Below are 2,607 nucleotides of genomic sequence, written 5' to 3'. Positions count from 1 at the left end.
TTTCTGCGGTTGGTGATTCCAATATTTTGAGTCAATTCACACGAGTTCGGAGAGGGGGACACCGTACCATGTGATTCTGACCCTTTATTCAATTTTATTTAATCGAAAGGCCATGCAACATCACGGAGCCCGTGATCACTGTATTTCACCCATTCAATCCCACCGCGATCTCTAGGCCAGCATCGCCGTATGCTAGCGTATGAGCAGCGATCATCTGGGGCCATGTCTCGGCAGTAGCTTCGAGAAAATTACCCACGATCGGTAGCCTCTTGAAGTCAAAGATATCCAAGGAAAGAACCCCCATTGCTTTGGTGATTTCACCTTCGACTATGTCCTTGATCATTTGACCTACGATGTATTTGACGACCATCTCCGCCACCAGTCCCTCCCAACTGGAGATATAGCGATCGATAAACGTGTCTATGAAGCATTGCCAACCGCCGAATGAAAGGTCGCCGAGACCGCCCACGAAGACAAGCTTTCCTTCCGGCGAAACGTAGACTCTTGCAGTCAGCGTAAAATCGAAATCTTCGTGAAAGGCGTCCATGTCGCCGAGTTTGTAGCTCAAACAGCCGATATCGATATAGGCGAGCGCGTCGAATTTCGTCCGCCCTTCAAACCTGATGTTGACCGACGCCTCTGTTGTATCGATTCCCGCCGAACCAGAAACTCCTTCGAGGATCCAAGCTCCCGACATGTACCACTTAATGGGGCCCGCCTGGTCCGAGTAGTGAACCCCCAGCATGGCGCCGAGATTTTTCCCAATGCGGTAGTCGAAGGTCTTAGAGAGCAGCGGTCTAGAAAGCCAAAGAGCGAAGAACGGTGAATCTCCCTGCACGTTCTCCTTCGCAGCCGCGGGCTTGAAATGCGTCGGGAGCAAGTTTTTGCCGACCACCTTGATGTTATCCAGTTCCACCTTGCCATCAACGACCTGCACCGAATTTTCTAGGGCTTGCAAGTCGCCTTTTGGAATGTACGCCGACGAGTATGGCAGCGGGCAGTCGGGCGCCAACAATCTGGCTTGCTCACTGCCGACGATCAGCACGTAGACGGAACTACCAAGATATGTATCGCTGACTTCCCAAACGCCGCGAACTTCACCGATCAGTTGTACGTTTGGCACAACACCCTTGCGCGCATCTCCGACGATTTTGACGTCTGAGAACACCGTCCCGACGATTGCCGCTTTATACTCAGGAAACGAGTGAGTGATCCAATTGAGGATTTCGGGAGCGACCGTTTCGGGTACTACGTCAACCGAGTGCATTCCCCGGCGGGCCCCTATAAAAAAGCTCTTCGCGTCCTGTAGCTGTGCCTCTTTTTCCTCTGGAGTGGTATCCCCAGGATTTTCGAGTTCATCAGGGGTGATTTCGAGCTGACCAAGCTCATCTTCAAATACGCCTATTCCGTAGTCGACCGATCTCCCATTTGACGTCAGACGGAATAAAATCCGCATGCCCGAAGAAGGATCTTCTCCATCTTCCATCTCCTGCCGTGTCAAGACGAAGACCGGCACCTGAAATTCAAAAGGCGATATCCTATATTCGTCCCAATTGTGAATTGCAGGATCTTCAGCAGTAAGCTGCACGCCAGACATATCCGCAAATAGCAAATATCTGTCGTCGTCCGTTGACTCCAAGAACACTAAAGATTTGGAAAAGTATTTGAAATCAGAAGCAAATTTTCTAGAGACCGCAGCATATAAGTCTTCACCACGAAAAGTGAAAGCAGCGTCGAAGTCCTGAATTCCCATGACCATCCCTCCAAAAACCCTCAACGCAATTATTCTGAAGGTCTTTTATGATGCCAAGTCAATAGGAAACACAACTTTACCGCTATTTTAAGTTCCACTCTGGGAAGAGATATCCCTAGGCGGAAAAGACATGCACGCCCACCAGTTCGGCACGACATTGTGCGATAGCAACCTGCGAACAGGTCCCCGAAAATGGGCACGGGCCTGAACCCTGCTCAGAAAACACCCAATCTGTCACCGAGCACAGCTTTGGCGCGTATCTTCCGCCTGCGGTTATCGCATCACCTATATCCGGCGCCGTCCGGTTCTGCGGATCTGGCGCCAACAGCCCCTATTCCGGGTAAAACCAATCGAAAAGTGCCAATCAAGGTCGATGCTATAACCTATGCTTTGCGAAATCGCGTTGAGCGTTGCTTCAACAAGCTCAAATGCTCACGACGCTTGGCAACCCGCTACGATAAAACCGCAGAAAGCTACCTCGGCTTCATTCACATCAGTTCGGTTCGCTTGTGGCTCAGAAGTTTGTCAACATGACCTAGTCCGCTGCTGACTTCAATGTCACTCTTTGACCAGTTCTTCGGAAAACGAACACGATAATTGTATTCAACGGCCATTTTTATATCCCTCCCTTGTATGCCTTTAGGAACGTGACTGACATTTTCGCACTTCAGAGGGTCTCCATACATTCCGGTTATTCGATTTCTTCATCGAGCCCCACCTGATGAAACACTTCCCAGGCTGTCCATGCTCTTTGGGTCAGAATGTCATAGTCCCCTTGATAATCGTCAGGAGGTAATGTCACGGGGGTTAGGCGCTCATGTGAATTGACACATAAATTTAGAATCTGTGATGTT

At 49.9% G+C, this 2,607-nt stretch carries 1 protein-coding gene and 1 pseudogene; one reads left to right on the top strand and one right to left on the bottom strand.

The features are described 5' to 3' along the window. Positions 1 to 145: 145 nt before the first annotated feature. On the bottom strand, positions 146 to 1,753 hold the full coding sequence (locus tag TH5_RS25045) for a hypothetical protein (RefSeq protein WP_147250194.1): 1,608 nt from the start codon (positions 1,751 to 1,753) through the stop codon (positions 146 to 148). A 333-nt stretch (positions 1,754 to 2,086) separates the two neighbouring features. On the opposite strand from TH5_RS25045, the pseudogene TH5_RS25040 reads away from it, so the two are divergent. Beyond that, positions 2,087 to 2,287: pseudogene (locus TH5_RS25040) on the top strand (transposase); the annotation flags it as partial. Between the last annotated feature and the right edge of the window lie 320 nt (positions 2,288 to 2,607).

Source organism: Thalassospira xianhensis MCCC 1A02616, assembly GCF_003326475.1.
Classification (GTDB): domain Bacteria; phylum Pseudomonadota; class Alphaproteobacteria; order Rhodospirillales; family Thalassospiraceae; genus Thalassospira; species Thalassospira xianhensis.
The sequence above is the reverse complement of the archived record's forward strand: the minus strand, read 5'-3'. Positions and strand labels throughout refer to the sequence as shown.

Excerpts from the sequence above, each read along its gene's own strand:
- TH5_RS25045 (WP_147250194.1), bottom strand. The coding sequence starts at position 1,753 with ATGGGAATTCAGGACTTCGACGCTGCTTTCACTTTTCGTGGTGAAGAC.